Here is a 22,861-nt window from a genome sequence, read left to right as displayed (position 1 = left end):
CTAATAAAAATGTTTTATACTGTGCTTAAACTATATAAATGGACTCTATACCAATATGTGTTAATAAATGGGGGTACAACATTGGAATATACTTTTAGTGATAAAATAATAGAACCATATTTCTATTCGTGTGATGGCATTATAACCGATGTGAATAAAGAATTTATTGATTTTACAGGCTTTGAAATAGATGAATTGTTAGGTAAATCACTTACAGAAATAGGACACATACTAAAAATAAATTCTCAAAAACATCTTGACAATATTAGCAGTAATTATTCAGGATATATATTCACTAAGTCATTTAGTGCTCGCGAAGTGGATATTACACTTTTACATATACCTGAAACAAATGGGAACGTATATACTCTCGCAGAGAAACCAAACTCCAGACTTGATGAAAAGCTCGTTTTTATTGAACAATTATTTGAAGATGATACCTCAGGATTTGCAGTTTACAGTGCTCCTGATTTAATATTGCTTAAATCCAATCAAAAGTATGTTGATTTAATAGATTCGCCTTTTAATATTAAAGGAAATAGTATCGGCCTCTTTATAAGCAATATTATAAGCGACTTTGTGGGTAGTGAATCCGAATTTGTTTGGAATTCTATACTTCAAACAAAAAAAAGTAGCTATATAAAAGAAATCAGATTTAATAACTCTAAAGAAGTAGTGACTTATTGGAACTTTACTCAAACCACTATACTTGAGAACGGAAAGATAAAATATATATTCGAGACTGCTTCTGAGGTTACTGAAAGGTTTTTTGAAAATCAGACCTTACAACGAAATAACAGGATTATTGAGGAGCAAAAGCAACAGTTAGAGCAAAAAAACATACAGCTTATCAGTATACTGGAAAATTTATCTGAGGGAGTAATTCTTACAGATAATATAGGTAACTTTATAATGTCAAATACAGAAGCTAAAAGGTTAGTTTATCAATCAGATAATATAACTGCTTTAGGCAAAGTATTTGAAACATCTAAATTATTTGATATGAAAGGTAATGAAATGCCGTATGAAAATCTTCCTGGAATTAGGGCGTTAAGGGGAGAAGAAGTAAAAAATATTAAGGTGCATATAAAACATCCCAATAATGAGTATTTTTTAGAGATTAGCTCCATTCCGATTTATAATTCGTTTGGAGATTTAACTAATGTGATATCATGTTTTCACGATATTACTGATACAATAAAGCAATCTGGAAAAATTGAAGAACAGAAAAATCAATTAGAAGCCATAATAGAAAATATATCTGACGGTATTTCTATTTTCGATAATAAAGGCAAATATATATCATTTAACAAATCAGAAAGAAAAATGTTTTTTCCATACTATGAATACAATGCCCAAACAAATGATAGATATTATGTATACATAGATAAAACAAGCGATAGTTATAACCAAGCTATGCTATATGATATTAATGGAGATGAGATTGCTTTAGAAAACACACCCATTTATAGAGTTATGAGAGGCGAAAAGTTTAAAAATATGAGAATGGTTGCAAAATTCCCTCATAAAACATTACATATAGATATTAGTGGAACACCTATTTATGATAGTGAAGGAAAATTCACTCTAGGGGTGCTTTGCAGCCAAGATATGACGGCCTATGTTAAACGTGAAGAGGCTATGAGAAATCAATATCAATTCTTAAACAGAATGGTGGATACTTTTGATTTACCTGTTGTTAGAATATCATGCCCAGATTTAAAAATTATGGATATTAATAAAAAGGCATTTAATATCATAAAGTTATTAAAACCAGATATTATTTCAATGAGCCAATTAGCTAAAAATACAATGAATTATTTATTTAAAACATACAACCCGTTAGAATTAGGTAAATGCCTAGAGCATATTAATGAAGTTATAAAAGAGAAGAAAACTAAATATTTGAATAAAAAGGCAATTTTATTAAACGGAAATCAAATATATTGGAACATTATTTTCGAACCAATATTTGAAGTAAATGGAGAAATTCAAGAAATAATAATTATAGTAATAGATGTCACTTCTGAAGTAGCGTCCAATATGGTCATGGAAAAGGCATTAAAATTACAGGGAGAATTTCTAGTTAACATATCTCACGAACTCAAAACGCCACTAAATATTATATTTGCCACCGCTCAGCTATTTGCTTTGTATTGCAATAGCGGATCCCTGGATGATAATAAGAATTCAATTATTAAATATATAGATTCAATCAAGCAAAATTCCTATAGACTATCTAAACTTATTAATAACATAGTTGATTTATCTAAAATTGAAGCTGGTTTCTATAACTTAAATATATCAAATAACAATATAGTTGTAATTGTAGAAGATATAGTGGTTTCAGTAACTAATTTCACTAACATAAAAGGTTTAAATATTATTTTTGATACGGATATTGAAGAAAAAATTATTGCTTGTGATCCAGAGGCTATAGATAGAATAGTATTAAATCTCATATCAAATTCAATAAAATTTTCTAATGTCGGTGATGAAATATTTGTGGATATTAAGGATAAAAATGAATTCGTTGAAATATCCGTCAAGGATACTGGTATTGGCATTAAAGATAACGACTTAGAAATGATATTTGATAGATTTAAACAGGTAGATAAATCACTATCAAAAAATTCAGAAGGTACGGGTATTGGCTTAAGTTTAGTTAAGTCGATTGTTGAATTACATGGTGGTAGTATATATGTTGAAAGTGAATTTGGAAAAGGAAGTAAATTTACAGTTAAACTTCCTTCAAAAAAAGTAATTAACGAAAGTAATCTATATATTAACAAAGTCCCAATTAAAAATGAAAATATACAAGTAGAACTTTCAGATATTTATTAGTAAATAAAAGCTGTAATTATTGTTCTTGCAATAATTACAGCCACTATAATCTAATTTCATTTTAAATTACTATTTTGATATATCTGCGATTTCAGTCAAAATTTTATCGCCACCTTGATCATTCCATTTGGTTACAAACTCATCAAAGGTACTAATTGGAGCTACTCCCATAATAATTTTAGAAAAAGTTTCTTTCTCCATTTTTTGTAGATTAGCCCATTTTGATGCCATAGTATCTGTTTGTCCATAATATAAACTATATACTTCTTTAATATTCTTTTCAGTAGTAAGTGGTCTGTCACCTACCATAATCGATACAAGTCTAGGTAGATTATTTGTTACAAGCTCACTTTTTAAATCCCAGTTGTTAACAGAGTAATCAGTAAGCGGTGCTTTCTTAAGTTTCTTAATTGCTTCCATATCTCCTTTAAGAAGTTTATGAGTACTAAAATCAACATCCTTGATGTCAGTTTCACCCTTCATATACTTATCGAGAATATTATAAGATACTTCTAGTTCATCTACATTGTCAAATACCGAGAAGAGCGGATATGAACCCCCTGTTCCGGAATCTTTACTCAAACCAGATTCTACCCATTTACTTTCGTCCCTTAGAAGAAGATTAACAATCTTTACAGCTGCTTCAGGATATTTGTAATCTTTATTTACAACTAAAAATGCAGTAGCAGGAGCCGCCATGTGTGCATAATAATTCCCATCTTCAGCTCGTGGAGATGCGTATGCCTGCCAATCTGGAGCAGGTGTCTTTTTATAAGCATCAGCGAGAGTATATCCAGTCCACCAAGGTCCAAAGAAAATACCTGATTTATTATCAAGAACTGGTTGCAAACTATCGTCACGCATAAACATTTCCTTGTCAATTAATCCATTTTTGTACATATCAGCTATCTCTAGCAAAGCTTTTTTGGTCTCAGGTTGTGTAGAACCATATACAACTTTGGAACTACTGTCTTTTAACCAATAACCAGGAAAAGACTGTTTAGCACTAAAAATAGGATCTAGTCCAAATTGATTACCATCTGTAGCCGTAAGGTTATTGGTCTTAGCTGGACCAGCTATTCCAATTGTATCTTTCTTTCCATTTCCATCAGGATCTTTATCTACAAAAGCTTTCGCAACTTTTTGTAATTCTTCAAGGTTCTTAGGTACTTCAAGGCCTAATTTAGTTAACCAATCCTTTCGAATCCACATTTCATTAAGTCCGTTAGCTTTTGGATTAGTTGCTGGGATAGCCATAACTTTACTGTCTACTTCCACTAATTTTTTAATAGTATCCCCGCCACTCTTATAAAAGTTCTTCAATAAATCACTACCAGAGTTATTTAATGTACTTGTCAAATCTGCAACCTGTCCAAATTTAACCATAGATTTAAATGGCGTCATTCCTACTATCGCAGCATCCGGAATATTATTTGCTGCAATCGCCAGACTGAGTTTTTGGTCAAAATCACCTGGTGCGCAAACCCAATCGAATTTTACATCGATGTTGAACTGTTTCTTGATTTCATCAATATATCCATTTTTTTCAATAGATTGACCTGCATCAAATTTTACGTTGGGATCAAGACTTCGGACAAGATGAATTGTAACCGGCTCAGTATATTTTCCAAAAGGATCAATTGATGCTTTATCTGTAGTCTTAGTACCTGCTACTGGAGTTGCTGCGCCATCAGATTTTTTTGTACCACAACCTGTTGAAATGGTAATAATCATAGTCACCGCCATAATTAAAGATAACATTTTTCTTGATTTCATAAGTTTTCCCCCTAATTTAAATTCATATATATTCCAATTACTTTCTAGAAGCAATTAAAATTTCATTAATTTATATTTTGTGCTACTCTTTTACAGCTCCAAGAGTAATACCTGTTATAAAATACCTTTGCAGAAATGGATAAATCATCAGAACAGGAACCATCGCAATGAATATTTTAGCTGCATTCAAGGATTTATTATTAAGTTGTGTTGTAAGCTTTATCTGTTCTGTGTTCATTGTTGATAAATCTAAACTAACAACTAACTGTTGTATATAAGTTTGTAATGGATAACTTGACTGTCTGTTACTTAGTACCAACCCCTGGAAGAATTCATTCCAATGTCCTACGATTGTAAATAAAGTAACAGTTGCAATAACTGGCCCGGAAAGTGGAATATATATTTGTAGGAAAGTTCTCCATGGACCAGCTCCATCCACATAAGCCGCCTCTTCCATAGATGATGATATGTTTCTAAAAAAATTAATAACTAAGATAACATTAAACACAGGAAGGCTACCTGCAAGCACCAATCCCCAAATAGAATCAATTAACCCATAACCACGCATTGTGAGATACCAAGGTATTGTACCTCCATTAAAAAGCATACAGAATATAAGTACCCACATATAAGCATTACGATGAGGTAGTTGTTTAGACGTCTTTGACAAAGGATAAGCCGTGAGTATTGTTGCTCCCACTCCTACTATTGTACCAATCAAAACTCTTTTTATAGATGTCCAAAATGCCAAGAAGAATGCAGGTTCAGCTATTATTTTACTATAAGAAAGCAAATTGAATCCTATCGGCCAAAAAGAAACTGTGCCAGCGTTTACTGCCGCCTTTTCACTTACAGAGATCATCAATATATACCAAATAGGCACTAGACATAAGAGTGTGATCAAAATTAGCATTACTAAATTGGCAACATTAAATATTTTAGCACCTATTGAATTATTTTCAATCAAAACTACCCACCTCCATTAAAAAATTTTATAACCTGTGTATTTATCTGCCATTACATAACTGAAAATAATAAGCACAAAACTTACAAGTGATTTTAAAAGACCAACTGCAGTGGCAAGACTAAACTGTAAATTTACAAGACCAGAACGATATACCCAAGTATCAATAATATCTCCTGTAGAATAAACCAACGGATTATACAAATTGAATATCTGGTCAAACCCAGCGTTAAGTATACTTCCAAGTGAAAGAATTGCAAGAAGTACAATAGTTACTCTAATACCTGGAAGCGTAACATGCAAAAGCCTACTGAAACGCCCAGCTCCGTCAATTGCTGCTGCTTCATGAAGCGATGGGTTAATTCCAGTTAAAGCTGCAAGATAAATAACGGCATTATATCCAAAACCTTTCCAAACATCTGTACCGACCACAAGTTGCCTAAACAAATCCGGTCTCCCAAAGAATAATGTTGGCTTAATACCGAACATTCCTAGGATTCCATTAACAGGACCACTTGCACTAAATATGTTAAGAACTATACTTGCAAGAATAACCCAAGACAAGAAGTAAGGTAAATATACTATAGTCTGAATTGGTCTTACTAGTTTTTTAAAGGTCAATTCATTAAGTAGTAAAGCAAATATTAATGGTATAACAAGATTTCCAATTAATTTAAATAGAGCAATAACAACAGTATTAGTGAATACCTGTCTCACATCATCCATTTTAAACATGTATGTAAAATTTTCAAGTCCTATCCAAGTAGACTTAAATATCCCTAAAACCGGATTAAAATCTTGAAATGCCAAAACAATTCCAAACATTGGTACAATACTAAATAAAACCAACCAAATATAACCAGGTGCCATCATTATCCAATAATGCTTTAGAAATTTTTTATTATACATTTTAATCAATTCACCTCTTTCTCATAATTGTATTTAGATTAAAATAGAATAGTTTTAACTACAAATGTTACAAATTTCATTCCTTAAACTGTGATATATCACATTGATGTCGTTTACAATGTTAGTATATCATAGAATATAATTCATCCTATAGAGATAGATGTTCTCGAATAATCAATTTTTTGTCATACAATTAAATATAATATCTATAAATAGTATGAAAGTAGCATTAATGTTTCCAATTTACAGAACATTGCACACGTTTACACCAACATGGTAATAGAATAACTGCGATAAACAAAAAAAACTGTGAGAAAGCCATGTGTTAACACATTCCTTCTCACAGTTTTTAGATCACTTATTATATTTTCTACTATGCTGTTTTCTGTATTCTCCAGGTGTCATCCCTGTTAGCTCTGAGAATACTCGTATAAAATAACTTACATCCTCATATCCTATATCTAGTGCAATATCTGCAAGTGGTGCATCCTTCATAACTAACAAAGTCTTAGCTTTCCTTATTCGCTCTCTTCGAACAAACTCCTTAAATGCCATTCCAGTATATTTTTTAAAATTAATAGAAAAATAGCTACGACTAAGATTAATCTTACTTGCAATTTCCTCAGCATGGAGTTGTGATCCCAAATTTTCCTCAATAAAAACCACTATTTTCATTATAGAAAGTGGCATATTATCAAGATTAGTTTCATTAGATGATGCTTTATGGAGTGCATCTCTAAAAGAAGTAAGCCATTTGAAAAAATCATCAAGATTTTTATACTCCGGAATATCTTTATGAACCTTGCTTATACTTTCTTCTGCACGGCTAGTTAATTGAAGCAGGACCTGCGCCACTCTCCAAATGGAGAGATCTAGTCCTCTTGTACTGGTACAAAGTTCTTCAAAAATAACATCATCATAAATCCAAAACATCTCATTCCATCTTTTCACAATAGACTGCCATTCTTTTTCCTCAAAAGCATGCACAATATTAATTTCTTTTGAATTTGATTTGGAAACACTTTCTCTATGCCCATTATCTCCCATACTCTTTTTATGCATGTTATCTTCAACTCTTTGGCTTATTCGTTTAAGCAATTCATCACAGTCTGTACTTTCCATCTGCAATTTAGAAATATAATCTATTGCCCCTATTCTTAGAGCAGATTGCACATAATGAAAATCCTCGTGAAAGGTCATCACTACATAAAGTAGGTTAGGGTAAAGCTCTTTACATTTTTGCATTAAAGAAATTCCATCAATTACCGGCATATCCAAATCCACAAACACTAGATCCACCATTGTATGTGCTAAAAACTCAAGTGCCTTTTCACCGTTTTGAGCCTCACCCATAACAATCATTCCATACTTTTCCCAAGGCATCATAGAAATAATCCCCTGCCGCCCCATACGATCATCATCTACGATTAATACGCTATACATAAGCTATCTAACCCCCTTTGGAAAATTTTCTTTAGTTGAGCTACATTATAATAATCGATTACTCCCGATTTATTGGTAAAATTAAAGTTACTTTTGTTCCTATATTCAATTCACTTTTAATGTTAATTATTGCTTTGTCACCATAAAAGGATTCCAGCATAGAACGAACGTACCTAAGTCCAATTCCATTAGTCTTACTAACATCTCCAGGACCTTTTTTAAAAGGCTTCTGGATCCTAGCAAGTTCTTCTGTGGTAAGACCTTTTCCATTGTCTTCAATAGTAAGTATCACAGCATTTTCAATACGTGAGTGACACACCTTAATCCAAAGACATCCGGGTTCTCCAAGACCATGACGAATTGCATTTTCTGCTATTGGTTGTACAATCATCCTTGCTGTTTGAGTATCTAAATAATCACCATCTTCTACTTCTACTTCTGCTTTAAAATCGTATCGCATTTTTTGTAATCTTAGATACGACTGAAGCATCTTAATCTCTGTTCTAACTGTAGCATTCTTATCGCTTTTCCCCAGACTGTAAGCCAAAATGTAATTGAGTTCCGTAGTAAAAATCTCAATTTCAGTCTGTTGATGCATTTTTGCAAGCCAATGAATTGAGTGAAGTGTATTCATTAAAAAATGAGGGTTAATCTGATAATAAATTTTTTCTACTTCAAGCTGATATTTTTCATGGGCTACATTCTCTACATCCATTAAAAGTGTTTGTATCTGTTTTTTCATAGTATTAAACTGATTAAATAATTCATCATATTCTACTGCACCAGTGTTTACCTTTACTGCATTTAAATCACCCTTACCAAGCTTCTTCATTTCTTTTGAAAATACGGAGAGTGGCGTGTAAATTAGTCTAGACAATAGAATAAAAGAAAATCCAAACAGAACTATGGCCAAAACTAATATACCTATCACATTTCTAATCCAAGTATAAAGTTCACGATTGTAGTCAACAGTAGGCAATAGCAATACATTTACAAACCCTGTATCTGCAGTAAGCCTCACCCCTACGTATTTACCAGATTTACCAAAGTAGCTGTTACCCACTTCTTTCTCGTCCTCCAACTGAAAAGATTTTCCTACAGTAAAATCTTCTGAACTAGAATACGCAACCCTCTTATTATTGTCAAGCTGCAAAAGAACATAATGCATATTTTGAGCTTTAGAAAGACCATCTATAATTTCTTTACCCTCAAGTCTAGACTCTATATAAATAGTAAGTCCCATTCCACTGGCAATGTTGATTTTCCGTGAGATAGAAAGAACTTGCCATGTTCCAAGCCCCATAGTATTTGAAAGATGTAGTGGATGGTAATCAATGCTTCCATTTCTTTGTAAAAGTCTATTAGTTTCAGGTGAAGTTCCTGCATAAGTAAAGAACCCATTAAAATACTTTTGTCCAGTTAGTGGATTATAGTATGTCCTACAAATAATATTGCTATTTGCAAATGTGATGTTAACTAAGCTGTCTGATATTTCTTGTCCAATCCGATATACATCATATTTCGTATGAGCCTGAAAATAACTATCTAATAATGATCCTACCGTTCCTACTGGTGACATTTGTTGTGAAACCTGAATCATATTCATATAATTTTGCGTCATTTTTTCAGTAAACTGTTGCAAATCTGTAACCATTGAAGTCTTCAATTTATTTTTCTCAATTGAATGGATAGTCTGATAAGAAACTAATACTAATAGCAATAAACTCACAGTTGTTTCAATAACTACAATAAAAATTAGTCTTTGCTGTATTGTTTTAAATTTTAAAAAATCCCTTAAAAAATTTATACGCTTACACTTCATACTATCGCTCCTAATAAATATCAAGTCATGTTAATTAAAACAATTGTATTTATCTTAATAAAATTTATAATTCTCCCCTTAAAGTTGGAAGTTCCTTAGGCCCAAATGCCACATTAACATTTCCCGTTAATTCAATTTTATTTCCTTCAAACATAAGCTTTATTGTGTAAGCAAATGGAGTTTCTATTAACTGAAATTTAATAACAAAAGCATTATTATCACACCAATACCCATAGGAGGAAGTTCTACTCTCATCACCCATTAAATCTGTTTTATCTTCTAATCTTTTATCTATTCCACCTGAAATTATGTGTTCACCACTAGAGTTAACTATAGTAATTTCATATTTAGATTCCTCAAATCTAATTGAAATCTGCTTAAATCCAAGTTCATTATCCATAAATTTGTAGCACTTACCGTTTACTTCACTTTCTCTAGTTGTGATGCCTGAGCTAATAAAACTATTATACTCTTTACTCATTGGCAACTTCAAGTTAAGAAGTTTTTCAGTAAGCTTACCATAGACTACATTATTTTCTAAAAGTGCTTCTTGTCCCATACTAGGTAGTAAATGCTTCCAAATAAGATTAAGCACAATCTGCATATCGTCAATACCACTATTTATTGCTACCACAACATCCTGATCAGGCATTATAACGCAGTACTGTCCAAAAGCTCCATCCCCCCTATATGCGTTATGACGGCATCTCCAAAATTGATAACCATACCCTTGTTCCCAATCACTATCTTTGCTTGTTCCATTAGAAATATGACTTTTAGTTGCTTCCTCTATCCATTCACTAGGGACTAAAACCTTTCCATCGTATATCCCCTTTTGAAGATATAGTTGTCCAAACTTGGCAATATCTTCTGTCTTTATACGAAGACCAAATCCACCCGTGTTTATTCCCTTAGGGCATGTTTCCCAAGTAGCTCCTTCAATTCCTAATGGCGCAAAAATTCGTGGTGTTAGATAATTTAGTATAGTTTGTCCAGTTACTTTCTGAACAATTGCTGAGAGCATATATGTGGCAGCAGTGTTATAAACAAAATATGTACCCGGCTCATGTTCTACATTAAGCTCAAGAAAACCCTTAACCCAGTTACCTTCCTTTTGTGAAACTACATGATCTGTTGTATCTTTATCATGCCCAGTTGACATTGACAACAAATGTTTAATTTTCATAGCTGAAAGATTTTCTCCTATATTATCTGGTAAATCCCCTGAAAAATAATCAACCACCTTATCCTCAATAGATATAAGTCCTTCATTTACTGCAAGTCCAACTGCTGTTGAAGTAAAACTTTTGCTAAGTGAGAAAAGCATATGTTTAAGTTTAGATGTATAAGGAGACCACCAACCCTCAGAGATTACATTTCCATGCCTTAACATCATAAACCCATGCATCTCAATTTTTTCTTTCTCTATCTCTTCTATAAAATCTAAAATCACTTTCGATGGTATGCCTTGCTTCTCTGGTGTACTTCTTGGAAGTTGCTTATTAATCATAGTATCCACTCCTTTTTATAATCTGTTTTCTCTAACTTATAATATCTTACTAACTTTCCCATTATTTTTTCTTCATACTCTTTAATAAAATTTAGTTACCTACTATTGTGAGATAACGCCTATGATTATTATAACATTTTCTTACATAATTCAATATAGTTTTCTAAATTCAAAAAAAATTGTCTCAAAATAGAAATTACTCTCTACTCTGAGACATCATAGTACTAGGTGCAATCAAATCTATTAACAAATTAGAACTTTTAATTTTAGGAAAAGATGTGAAGGCAAAGGAAGCTTATCGTTCCATTTTTTATCAATATAGAAATTCCTAGACATATAAATATTATTGGAACAAAAATATGCTGGTATTTTTCAATATTTTTCTTTACAAAAGAGTGCTTTGAAAGCCTTAAACCAATAAAACACCACAATGCTGTTAGCATTATAAATATTATAACTGTTACCAATATATCAACTAAACTTTTACCTGCAAAAAGAGGTATATAAATTCCAATATTATCTCCACCGTTAGCCAAAGTTAAACTGAATACTTTAAATATACTTGGATTAATAAAACTCCTAATAACATTAATTTTGCGGTTTTCTTGAGTATCATTTTTTACTTGAGTGTCTTTTTTTTCTTCATTTTTATTGTCATCTTTTTTATGATCTACATATGCTTTTATTCCTAAATATATCGGTACTAATCCAAGTAACCCGACATATTCATCTGGTACTACTGATACACCTAAAGCTCCGATAATACTTACAATAGTTAAAACACCTATACCCAAATACTGTCCAATAACAACATGATGTATCTTCATAATATTATTTGTTTGCGTGAAGAACAGCATGAGTATAACTATATCATCAATATTTGTACTAACAAATGATACAAAAGCCATTATTACTGTACTAATCAATAATTCTGCCTCCAACTTAGATATTTAAATTAATAAGGACTTGTAAAATGCAGTTAATCTCTTTTAACTACAGCTTTTCTAACCATCAAATAAACAAAACTCATTGTTATTACAAAGAAACATATAAATGTTAGTACACACATATAAGAGTTTTTTGTGCTTATCCCAAATATATTATCAACAAACGTTTCTACCATTTTTTTAAACCCAGGATTTACAAAAGCGATTCTTCCATAGATAGTAATAATAGCTATAGGGCTTAAAGATACTATTATTTTCATTGTTTTATTGCACTTGTAATATATCATTGTTATTAATAATCCAACACCAAACGCAGCAATATAAAAAGAAAATAAAAAGGTAATCGTTCCAAATAAAGTTTTTATGCTATTACTTTGTACCCACAACGTTAAATTAAAAGATAAGTTATATGCCATATCATACATTGTAGGACTTACTGAAAATAAATTATACACTCTATTTATTATTACATCCAATACTGACATAACAAGTGCTATAGGTAAAATAGCTATTACTACCGATTTAAAATAATCCGCCCTAGGAATGTTGTTTGCTTGGCTAAAATAAAAATTTTCTCTAAAAAAGTTTAATCCGAACACAAATAAAAATATTGTAGATGCTAATTCTAATCCAGATGTATAACCATTGCCGTTAGAAACGCTTAGCAACTCCATACCGATTAATACACTTATCAATATAGAGTAAAAAATTATTATTGATTTAATGCTACTTTTAATATTATATTTTGCAAGCTTATAACTCCTCATTATTTTATCCCCCCATTGTTAGTCAAGTATATAAATAGTTTTTGTAGTTCTACATTTGAAACTTCTAGATCTAGTTTTTTCTGCTCATTCTTTTCCAAGTCTCCAATTTCGCCTATTATAACCGCTGATTTAAAATTCGCCATTTCATCTACACTTATACAGTGTTTATTTTGTATATAATCATCTATATTTTTATTTAATCCAGAAACGTTGTAGCACCCAGCTAATAAATCTTCTACACTTTCGTCCTTTATTAATTTTCCATCATTAATAATAATCACCCGCTCTATTAATTGGGAAACTTCCTCTATAATATGAGTAGATAGTATAATAGTTTTAGGATTTTCTATATAATTTTCCATTAGCTCTTTATAAAACAGTTCTCTATGATTAGCATCTAGTCCTAGTACTGGCTCGTCGAACATTAATATTTCAGCACCTGATGCCATTGTATTTATAATTTTGCATATTGAGGAATAACCTGTTGAGAGTTCTTTTATTTTTTTATTTATATTTAATTCGAACTTTTTAGAAAGTTCCAATGCATATTTCATATTAAAGTTTGAATAAAATTCCTTAGTCCAATTAAAAAGCTCTTTTACTTTCATAGACTGCGGATATAAGTCTTGCTCCTCCATAAAATATATTTTACCTAAACAACTTTTATCATCATGCAAACTCTTATCATCTATAAAAATAGTCCCCTTATCTAAAAAAATCCTGTTGTTTATAATATTTAAAAGAGTTGTTTTTCCTGCTCCATTTCTTCCTAATAACCCGTAGATCTTATTTTCTTCTATATTTAATGTGATATTATCTAAAGCAAAATAATCCCCATATTTTTTGCTAACATCTGAAATCTTTATAGTCCCCATACTAAATCCCCCCATCTATCATTTTGATAATATCCTTACTTGATATATCTAATTTCTTAGCTTCCTCTATTAAGACAACTATATAATTGTTATAAAAATTCTCTTTTCTTTTCTTTGTTAACTTAGCTTTACTTCCGGTTACAACAAACATACCAACGCCCCTTTTTTTATAAATTATTCCTTCATCAACAAGTAAGTTATATCCTTTTGCTACTGTAGCTGGATTTATTTTATACTTAACTGATATCTCTGTAGTAGACGGAATAGCAGTTTCTTCCTCAAATATCCCCTTAAGAACATTATTCTCAATATCTTTAGCAATCTGCATGTATAGAGGTAAATCATTGTTAAAATCTAATTTCATATTATCACCCTTTACTTAATTGGTTAATTACTTATGTAACTAACTATATAACCAAATGCTCTTATTGTCAATAGTGAAATTGGTGTTTTTTGTATAAAAATTTAAAGGAAGCTATCTGTATAAAAATAGCTTCCCTTTAAATAATTATTTATTTTATTATTACGAAGATGCAGATGCTCCTGCCGCAGCTGCAGTGCTACTAGCCGCCGCTATAATAGCTACTGTTTGAGCCGCAATTAATGCTTCAATAGAAATTCCAATAGTTGTTTGAATAAGATCTTTTCGTCCTTTCATATTTTCAATAAACACATCACTAACCAAAGCAGCTGCAGTGTATAAATGAGTTTCTTTTGTTAACCATTTATATTTTTTAGTTGATTTAAGAATGCTTACAACCTCAATTACTTGATCAATTGCCTCAAACCCTTTTTCTCCAAGTATAGCTAAAAAACCAATTATGGCATACCCACTAGAATACACCTTTAATTTGTTATCCTTTAACTTGTCGAATATTTCTTTACACCTTTCAACTTTAACTTTATTTTCTTCTTGACGGAACCCTAATATATGTGACAAAAATTGAAGACCGTTATTTTTATGAAATCCATTTTCGTTTAATAATTTATAACATTCCTCCATATTCTCAATAATGCTATTAACAGAGCTCTCTGAATTAGCTAGCAGTATAGAAAGTGGATAATCATCTCCACTCGTTAACCAAGGATGATTTTTTTTCATTTCTTTATATATCTCTAGTGCTTTATTTATTCTTATTTCCACCCATTCTTCACTACAGCTGGCTAAAAGAGCATAATTAGCTATCGGTAAATACATGTTATTCTTAAATCCAGCATCTCTCATCCTCTTATCGTAATTAAGCATTCTATCGAATTCCTGATTTGGATTATCATATTTAGCTGTTAGTAATGATGATAAAAGTATCTTAGGAGTACCTCTATAATTAGAAAATATCCCAGTAGTTTTCTTCATATGTTTTCTCACATCTTCTACTTTTTCTTTATTAAAAACTCTGTTATTTAATGTATAAGTTAATGCTGTAAAGTGATTAGTTAAAGATCCCTCCCATTTGTAACCGCTAGATACCTCTTGAAATATCTCTATCAATCTATCTAATTTTTCTTTTACCAAATCTTGCATAAATAATACCCCCTCTTTACTTAATCTATATTTATAGTGAGTGTAAATTTAATTAATAATCTCATCTTCTTCTACATTTGTGAGATTCCTTAAAAGATTCTTTCCTCTTATTTGAGGATGTCTTCTGAGAAATATGATAAACCAAGTTGTTAATATTAACCCTTTAAGAATACTACTAATGCTGATGCTCCACCATACCCCACTAAGTCCAAGGAAAACTGAAAATAAGAGTGCTCCTGGAATTCTCATAGCATTTAGAACAATACCTACTATTGAAGGAGGAACCGTTCTCCCAAGACCATTAAATGCTCCTGTGGTTGTCATTTCTATACACATGAAGATTTGGGAAACTCCAAGTATTCTCAAATACATTATACCATCCTTTATTACTTCTTTTTCTGAAATAAATATAGAGAATATAGGCCCTGGTAAAAATATTAAAAGGCAGGATGTTATAGTTCCAAATACTGCTATTATGCCAAGTGCTGTAAAATAGCCTTTATAAATTCTGTCCCACTTTTTAGCTCCAAAATTTTGCCCGACAAAGGCGCTTAATGCAGTTTGGAAACCTCCAGCTGTCATCCATGTAATTGATTCAATTTGTGACCCAACACTTTGCACAGCTATTGGAGTTGATCCCCATCTAGAAAGTATCCTAGCTATTATCATTGCTATAAAAGTAAATACTCCACTTTGCACCGCAACAGGTAATCCAAACTTAACGATTTTATTCATATGATTCCAATCAGGTTTTTGTAAAAAACTTATTTGGTCAAAGTAATCAGTTTTCTTTTTTATTACATAAATAAATATAATCGTTACAACAGTTTGTGCAAATATTGTTGCAACGGCGGCTCCTGGAACCCCCATTTTAGGAAATGGTCCAATACCTAATATTAGCAGAGGATCAAGTATTATATTAACTATAAGCCCCAGTATGTTTATTTTAAAAGGCGTCCGACTGTCACCATGACCATTGAATATTGCTGTAAGTACTGGTGGTAAAAAGAAAAATATCATTCCCATAGAGACTATAGCAAGATAGTTCGTAGCCATATTAACGATATCAGCACCCTTAATATTAAAAAAACCTACAAGCTGTTCTCTAAAAATTATTAAAGTAATTCCATATAAAACAGCGAAAACTATATTCATTTGAATAGAATGCCTTATATAACTTCTGGTCTCTTTAATGTCTTTTCTTCCTACAGATTGTGCTACGCCAACAGCTGCCCCTATTTGAGGAATTGTGATAAACGCAAATGCAAACCAAGTAAAGAATCCCGCCGTACCTACTGCAGTAACCGATCTAGATCCTAATGTACCAACCCATATCATATCTGTCATGCTATAAGCTGATTGTATAAGTGATGTACCCATAATTGGTAGTGCTAAAATTATAATTTTCTTTAAAATATTTCCTTTTGTTAATTCAATTCTCATTAAGTAATCCCCCAAATCATACCTTTATCCAAACTTGTTGAAAAAGCATCTTCTTATGTTAAATAGTTCTTCTAAATTAATTATACGTCGCTGAGCAACCGATGGTCAATATACTAATCGTTTTTATTAATTATAATATGGCTCCATTTTTAAATTTAGAATCTTCCTCAAATTTCTGGACATTTTATTATGTTATATACAATGGTATAATTTAGATTAACTAAACTTATTATAAAATAAATATAATATGGAATAATTAAACAACAAGTTATTCCATATAGAAAGAATGGTGATTCTTATGGCGATTAGTATTAGAAATAAATTTCATAATTTAGTGAATGAGTCAGAATATAATAGTTATAAAAAAATGGTAGACCAAATAAATCTTGTTAAATTTGATTCATTAGATAATACTGAATTTTTAAATATATCTCGCGAACTTAGAACTAGACGTTTAGATAGCTCATCTATGGATGACATCCTAATAGAAGCATTTGCGCTTGCAAAACAGGCAGTTAAAAGTGTCCTAGGGCTCATTGCTTATGACGAGCAACTTATCGCTGGCATTGCTATGCATAAGGGCAAATTAATAGAGATGAAGACGGGTGAGGGGAAAACATTATCCGCTGTGTTCCCAGCATTCTTAAATGCACTTGCTGGTGACGGGTGTCATATACTTACTTTTAATGATTATTTAGCGTCAAGGGATGCGGCTTGGATGGGACCTGTATTTGAAATGCTTGGACTAACTGTTGGTTTCGTACAGGAATCTATGAAAAAACATGAAAAACAAATGGCTTATGATAGTGATATTACATATTTAACTGCAAAGGTTGCGGGTTTTGATTATCTAATGGATTCACTTTGCTACGAGGAGAAAGAAATCATGCAACGCCCATTTAATTTCGCAATAGTTGATGAAGCAGATTCCATAATAATTGATGAAGCTAGAATTCCATTAGTTATTGCAACCACCGTAGCCTCAGAAGGCAATTCACTTTCTTTAACAATGGATACGCTAAGGAAACTTGAACCAGTACTTGACTATGACAAAGATGAAGTTAAAAGAAATGTATATTTGACCCCTAAAGGACTTCTTAAAGCAGAAAGTATGCTTAGTTGTGGTAATTTATATTCAAAAGAGAATTTTAAATTACTTAGCGAAGTACATAACATACTTTACGTAATTGCTTTACTTACGAAGGATATTGACTACATTGTTAGGGAAGGTAATATTGAAATGGTTGACGAGTTTACTGGACGTGTAGCTGAAAATAGACGTTGGCCAGATGGTATTCAAGAAGCCCTTGAAGCTAAAGAAGGACTGAGCCATAAGTCTAAAGGTCGCATAATGAATCAAATAACTTTGCAGAACTTTATTTTACTTTATAAAAAAGTTGCTGGAATGACCGGTACAGCAATGGATTCATTAAGCGAAATTGATGAATTTTATAATATGGAAGTGCTAGTAATACCACCACATATTCCTAACAAACGAATTGATTATCCTGATGTAATATTCACTCACAAAAAAGCCAAATATAGGGCTTTGAGCCTAGAAATTAAAAGAGTACACGAAACAGGTCAACCCATCCTAATTGGAACTTGTAGTGTATCTGAATCAGAATATTTGGCCGAGGAGTTAAATAATGTAGGTATTACATATAAAATTTTAAATGCTAAAAATGATGAACTAGAAGCACATATTATTGAACAAGCAGGTGCTCTATACTCAGTAACTGTTTCTACTAATATGGCTGGTAGGGGTGCTGATATAAAACTTGGCGGACCAGGTGGAGCTAATAGAGATAAGATTGTTGAACTTGGCGGACTATATGTTATAGGTACTAATAGACATGAGAGTATACGCATTGATAAACAACTTAAAGGAAGAACTGGGCGTCAAGGAGATGTTGGCATGTCAAGATTCTATATAAGCCTCGAGGATGATCTCATTAAAAGATATGGAATTGATGAAGTAATACCCATGGCCACTAGACCAAATATGCAGGAAGATCCTTTAAACATGCCCAAAATAGTAAGTAAAATAGAACATGTACAAAGAATAATTCAAGGTCAAGATTCCGATTTACGTAGAGCTTTATGGCAATATTCATATTTTATAGAAAGTCAAAGACTTGAAGTATATCAAAGAAGATTGGACTTAGTCTATGATCGTTTACCTTTTAATATATTAAACCTAAAAAATCCACAACTATATACAAAATTAATTAACTTCTTTAGTGAGAAAACAATAAATCAACTTGAAAAACAAGTAGCCTTATACAATATTGATGAAGCTTGGGCTGATTACCTAACACATGTAGCGTATCTTCAAGATGGAGTAAAATTAAGTATACTAAAACATAAAGATCCTCTTCAAGTATTTCAAATGGAAACTTCCACTGTATTTGAATCACTTCAAGAAATAATACAAAAGAGAATTTTACAAGATTTTGAGATGTTAGATTTATCAGAGTCGGGACTTTATAACTTAAAAGAGCGAATAAAGCCACCTTCTTCAACTTGGACCTATCTTATTAATGATAATTCACTTATGGATCCACTCTCTTCATTATTTATTGGCAGTCTAGTTTCTTCTGCTGTAACGTTAATTGCTTGGCCATTTAGATTAGTGACTTCGATTTATAAAAAAATCTTAAAACACACATAAAAATACCACATTCATTTACTATAAATAGTAATGAATGTGGTATTTTTATAACCTTATTAATGTATAAGTTGTTAACCGTCCCCAACTTTCTTTTCAACTTTCTTTCTATTTTTCTTTTAGATATGTCTCTCTTAAATCTTCAAGCACTATTGTTTTAATGTCTTTAGTTACATCTATCAATCCTAATGGAGTCTTGTCTTTAATAATTCTATATATACCTGGATTATCAAAGGTTAACGAAATCTGATTAATACCTTTTTTTCCTTCAAATGAAGATATAGTTTTAGAATCTACGTCAACTATTGAATATAAACCCAAAGCATTATTAAAATTTGTTAACTCAATTGTTAAATCGGATTTAAGACCGCTTTGCACCGCAGATATAATAGGGGAAAATTCATAACCAATTCCACTTATAGTTAGGCTTTGGGTGTCGTCATTTATCGTTGCTTTTTTAGCTAATATGTTAATGGGTGTTTTATTTAAGTCACTCCCAAAAATACTATTGCTATCAGTTGCAATAGTACTAGTTTTAGTATCATCAGCTGTAGCAACTATACTTGAATTATTTACTACATTAGTGTCACTCTGCTTATTTGAATTACCCATTAGGGCCAAAGGGGATATATTAATACCAGATAGAGATAGTCCCCGATCTCCCATTATAAGTCCAAGAACAACAATAAGGATTCCTCCGAATTTCACAAGTTGCTTAGTGTTCTTCTTATTTAAAAGGGAAGAAATAGTTCCAAAGCTAATCATTAGAGGTACTGTTCCTAGCACAAATATAAACATAGAAGTAGCACCAGTCACCGCACTACCTGTCCCAAATGCATATAATTGCATTGTTTGAAGTATTCCACATGGCATAACCCCATTCAATATACCTACAATAAAAGGAGTTTTTCCACTCTTTTTAATATTACAGGCGCTCCATGGTAATTTTATGTTTAACCTTCTAAACGGTACATATTCAGACATATTGAGACCCAATATAATCATAAAAACGCAAGCTATAATCTGAATTCTCCCCTTAAACGGCAATGTAATAGAAACAACAGAACCTAAAGCTCCAGCAATTCCTCCAAGAATAGTATATGATGTCACTCTACCTAAATTATAAAATATAGCAGGTTTTAGAACTTGAAACCTACTCTTATTTTCTAATGTTATATTTTGTGATAACATTATGTTTCCGCATCTACCTACGCAGTGTAGTGAAGTGAAAATACCCACTATAAATAAGACTAGATAAGATGTATTTTCAATTTTATTACTCAGATTAAAACTATTCCGAGACTTACCTAGTAGGATAATTGTTAGTAATATTATTAAAATTCCTATGAGTTTAAAATTACCTAGCTCCTCTACACTATACCTTATCTTCAAGACCTTTTCTTTAAGTTGTTTAATCTTTAGTTTTTTACTACTCATAAGTCACCTCTTATTAATTCTTTTTTGTATCACTCGTCTTATCGGGTGGTATATTAAGTATTGCGAATAACTCTGAAAATAACTTATGTGCTGCTGGCACTGCGGTCTGAGCAGCATAATATTTTGACGAGTCTGGCTCCTCTACAGTAACCATTAATGTTACTTTAGGGTTATCCGCTGGGACCATACCTACAAAAGAAGATACATATTTCCCGGAGTCATAACCCCCGTTTATTGTATTAACCTTATTTGCAGTTCCAGTCTTACCAGCTATATGATATCCTTCCATATATGTCGAAACTGCAGTTCCTTCTTTGACTACTCTTTCCAAATAAGTTCTTAATTGAGCTGCATCTTCCTTACTCATGATAGTTTTTTCATCAATATTGTTAAACTGCTTGTCCACAACTTTCTTACTTTCTTCCAAGTGAGATATTTCCTTCATAACATGTGGCCTTATCCATTTGCCTCCATTAGCCACTGCATTAAACGCGGCAATGTACTGTATTTGGGTAACTGCAACCCCTTGTCCATAGGACATTGTAGCAAGATCAAGTGGTGTAATTGTATTGAGTAACTTCATTAATCCTAAACTTTCACCAGGTAAATCTATGCCTGTTTTCTGCCCAAAGCCAGACTCTTTTGCAAATTTATAAAGATTACTTTTTCCGATTTTTTGTCCTAGCTGGATAAATGCAACATTATCGGAAGTTTTCATTATATCTGAAAAAGTTTGAATTCCATTATTCTCTTTATTATCATTATACAAAATCTTATTTCCAATCTTTATGCTCCCGTTACTTACAAATCGATCTTTATCAGAAACCACATTATTTTTAAGCGCAGCAGCAGCTACTATAACCTTAAAAATCGATCCTGGCTCAAACACATTACTGATTACTCCATTCTTCCAGATTTCTTGTATTTCTTCATCAGTTTTACCTTCTTCATAAGGCTTATTTAGATTATAACTTGGTGCATTCGCCATTGCTAAAACTTCGCCATTATTTGGATTCATAACCGTTATGCTTACAGATTTAGCTCTATTCTCAGTCACTGTTTCTTTTGCTACTCTTTCTACTAACTCTTGAATACGTTCATCTATAGTTAATGTTACATCTTTTCCTTCTACAGGTTTAACCGTCACAGCTTCAGTGTACGGCAATTCATTACTAGATCTGTCCATTTGAACCACTTTTAATCCAGGAATACCTTTTAATTCATTATTGTAACTCAGTTCTACACCGTTAATTCCATTTTCTCCTGAATTAGTGTGTCCAACAACATGGGATAAGAAGCTGTCATTAGGATACACTCTCATTACATCTGTTGAAATTATAATTCCACTATATTTCAAACTTTTAATAGAATCTACAGCTCCCTTTTGAACCTTTCTTTTAAGGGATACAAATTGAAGTGGTTTACCTTTGGTATCTTGACTATCTAATATCTTTTTAACTTGTTTATTATCAACATTAAGCATCTTTGATAATTTATCAACTGCTAGCTCTTCAGATATTTTTTTATCTACAAGATATTTTTTTAATACACTTAAATCAGCATCTACCCTATAAACATTCATGCTTTGTGCCAGTTCGAAACCATTTCTGTCCAAAATCGCCCCTCTTTTAGGTGATATTGCTAGAGTTTTTGTCCACTGCTGTGATGCAAGCGTTTTATAATTAGATGATTTAATAACCATTAAATAAATCAATCTACCCACAAGAACACTAAATAATAATGAAAATACTAGCCCTAAAACAAAAATTCTTTCACGTCGAATCTTTTTACTTTTCAAACTGCTCACCAACCTGTTCTATATTTTTAATTATATATAAATAACTACTTTTATTAATCCGATTGTAATATTAATTTCATTGTAATATTAATACAATTATATCGCATATAACCATTTATCACAACAACCCCTT

16 protein-coding genes are annotated in these 22,861 nt (G+C 31.7%); 2 read left to right on the top strand and 14 right to left on the bottom strand.

The window, feature by feature from the left end; translation table 11 throughout:
- Window positions 1-81 precede the first annotated feature (81 nt).
- The gene (locus tag KPL55_RS01790; RefSeq protein ID WP_216305000.1) at window positions 82-2,844 is read left to right on the top strand and encodes a PAS domain-containing sensor histidine kinase; all 2,763 of its coding nucleotides are present in this window, start codon (window positions 82-84) and stop codon (window positions 2,842-2,844) included.
- Window positions 2,845-2,913: 69 nt separating this feature from the next.
- Here the strand turns inward: KPL55_RS01790 and KPL55_RS01785 are convergent, their stop codons facing one another.
- The 12 genes from KPL55_RS01785 to KPL55_RS01730 form a co-directional block, all read right to left on the bottom strand.
- Entirely contained in the window at window positions 2,914-4,620 is a 1,707-nt protein-coding gene (locus KPL55_RS01785) for a type 2 periplasmic-binding domain-containing protein (RefSeq protein ID WP_216304999.1), read from the bottom strand.
- Between the two features lie 82 nt (window positions 4,621-4,702).
- The gene (locus tag KPL55_RS01780) at window positions 4,703-5,587 is read right to left on the bottom strand and encodes a carbohydrate ABC transporter permease (RefSeq protein ID WP_216304998.1); all 885 of its coding nucleotides are present in this window, start codon (window positions 5,585-5,587) and stop codon (window positions 4,703-4,705) included.
- Window positions 5,588-5,602: 15 nt separating this feature from the next.
- Window positions 5,603-6,493, bottom strand: a complete 891-nt coding sequence (locus tag KPL55_RS01775; RefSeq protein WP_216304997.1) for an ABC transporter permease — start codon at window positions 6,491-6,493, stop codon at window positions 5,603-5,605.
- Between the two features lie 354 nt (window positions 6,494-6,847).
- On the bottom strand, window positions 6,848-7,936 hold the full coding sequence (locus KPL55_RS01770; protein WP_216304996.1) for a response regulator transcription factor: 1,089 nt from the start codon (window positions 7,934-7,936) through the stop codon (window positions 6,848-6,850).
- A gap of 58 nt (window positions 7,937-7,994) precedes the next feature.
- Window positions 7,995-9,758 carry a sensor histidine kinase gene (locus KPL55_RS01765; RefSeq protein ID WP_216304995.1) on the bottom strand — a complete coding sequence of 588 codons (1,764 nt, stop codon included), beginning with the start codon at window positions 9,756-9,758 and terminating at the stop codon, window positions 7,995-7,997.
- 64 nt (window positions 9,759-9,822) lie between these two features.
- A complete protein-coding gene (locus KPL55_RS01760; protein ID WP_216304994.1) occupies window positions 9,823-11,268 on the bottom strand; it encodes a serine hydrolase domain-containing protein in 1,446 nt (481 codons plus the stop codon).
- Window positions 11,269-11,534: 266 nt separating this feature from the next.
- Complete coding sequence (locus KPL55_RS01755) at window positions 11,535-12,194, bottom strand: cadmium resistance transporter (protein WP_216304993.1); 660 nt, start codon at window positions 12,192-12,194, stop codon at window positions 11,535-11,537.
- A 53-nt stretch (window positions 12,195-12,247) separates the two neighbouring features.
- Complete coding sequence (locus KPL55_RS01750) at window positions 12,248-12,982, bottom strand: hypothetical protein (protein WP_216304992.1); 735 nt, start codon at window positions 12,980-12,982, stop codon at window positions 12,248-12,250.
- A complete protein-coding gene (locus KPL55_RS01745; RefSeq protein ID WP_216304991.1) occupies window positions 12,982-13,857 on the bottom strand; it encodes an ATP-binding cassette domain-containing protein in 876 nt (291 codons plus the stop codon). Before KPL55_RS01745 ends, KPL55_RS01750 begins: the two co-directional genes overlap by 1 nt.
- Window position 13,858: 1 nt before the next feature.
- Window positions 13,859-14,221 carry a GntR family transcriptional regulator gene (locus tag KPL55_RS01740; protein WP_216304990.1) on the bottom strand — a complete coding sequence of 121 codons (363 nt, stop codon included), beginning with the start codon at window positions 14,219-14,221 and terminating at the stop codon, window positions 13,859-13,861.
- A gap of 159 nt (window positions 14,222-14,380) precedes the next feature.
- Window positions 14,381-15,379 (bottom strand): DUF4003 family protein, encoded by a 999-nt coding sequence (locus KPL55_RS01735; protein ID WP_216304989.1) that lies wholly within the window; start codon window positions 15,377-15,379, stop codon window positions 14,381-14,383.
- A gap of 48 nt (window positions 15,380-15,427) precedes the next feature.
- Window positions 15,428-16,822 (bottom strand): MATE family efflux transporter, encoded by a 1,395-nt coding sequence (locus KPL55_RS01730; protein WP_216304988.1) that lies wholly within the window; start codon window positions 16,820-16,822, stop codon window positions 15,428-15,430.
- A gap of 298 nt (window positions 16,823-17,120) precedes the next feature.
- Between KPL55_RS01730 and KPL55_RS01725 the strand changes: the two genes are divergently transcribed.
- On the top strand, window positions 17,121-19,496 hold the full coding sequence (locus KPL55_RS01725) for a preprotein translocase subunit SecA (protein ID WP_216304987.1): 2,376 nt from the start codon (window positions 17,121-17,123) through the stop codon (window positions 19,494-19,496).
- A gap of 105 nt (window positions 19,497-19,601) precedes the next feature.
- Here the strand turns inward: KPL55_RS01725 and KPL55_RS01720 are convergent, their stop codons facing one another.
- Window positions 19,602-20,930 (bottom strand): sulfite exporter TauE/SafE family protein, encoded by a 1,329-nt coding sequence (locus KPL55_RS01720; RefSeq protein WP_216304986.1) that lies wholly within the window; start codon window positions 20,928-20,930, stop codon window positions 19,602-19,604.
- Window positions 20,931-20,943: 13 nt separating this feature from the next.
- Window positions 20,944-22,728 (bottom strand): penicillin-binding transpeptidase domain-containing protein, encoded by a 1,785-nt coding sequence (locus tag KPL55_RS01715; protein ID WP_216304985.1) that lies wholly within the window; start codon window positions 22,726-22,728, stop codon window positions 20,944-20,946.
- Between the last annotated feature and the right edge of the window lie 133 nt (window positions 22,729-22,861).

Origin of the sequence: Clostridium lacusfryxellense, assembly GCF_018861735.1 — a bacterium.
GTDB classification, from domain to species: domain Bacteria; phylum Bacillota; class Clostridia; order Clostridiales; family Clostridiaceae; genus Clostridium_AD; species Clostridium_AD lacusfryxellense.
Note: the sequence above shows the minus strand (reverse complement) of the source record. Positions and strands in the feature narration are given on the sequence as shown.